This is a genomic window from Vogesella mureinivorans (assembly GCF_007644035.1).
Taxonomy (GTDB): Bacteria; Pseudomonadota; Gammaproteobacteria; order Burkholderiales; family Chromobacteriaceae; genus Vogesella; species Vogesella mureinivorans.
On record NZ_VMTV02000365.1, the window covers coordinates 1 to 308 of the forward strand.

Here is a 308-nt window from a genome sequence, read left to right on the forward strand (position 1 = left end):
GGTGTGGGTGGATTTGAGCGGGGATTAGCGATTGGGGATTGGGGATTGGGGATTGGGGATTCGAAGCTCGCACGAGCCCATGCCGTCGTGATCAACGGGTTGGCGCCGCGCAGGTTGAGCGTCGAGCAGCCCAAGACCTCAGGCTCAGCGCTGCAGGCCTCGAATCCCGAATCCCCAATCCCCAATCCCCACTCTCAAACCATCCTCGCCAGCTCATACAGCGGCAGCCCCATCACCCCGCTGTAGCTGCCCTCGATGCGGCGGATGAAGGCGGCGGCGCGGCCTTGGATGGCGTAGGCGCCGGCCTT

The 308-nt window shown here is 64.6% G+C and carries 1 protein-coding gene; it reads right to left on the reverse strand.

Annotated elements, in window-relative coordinates; translation table 11 throughout:
- Positions 1-194: 194 nt before the first annotated feature.
- The coding region (locus FLQ44_RS11025) for a Maf family protein (RefSeq protein WP_147694435.1) at positions 195-308 on the reverse strand (114 nt) is incomplete at its 5' end.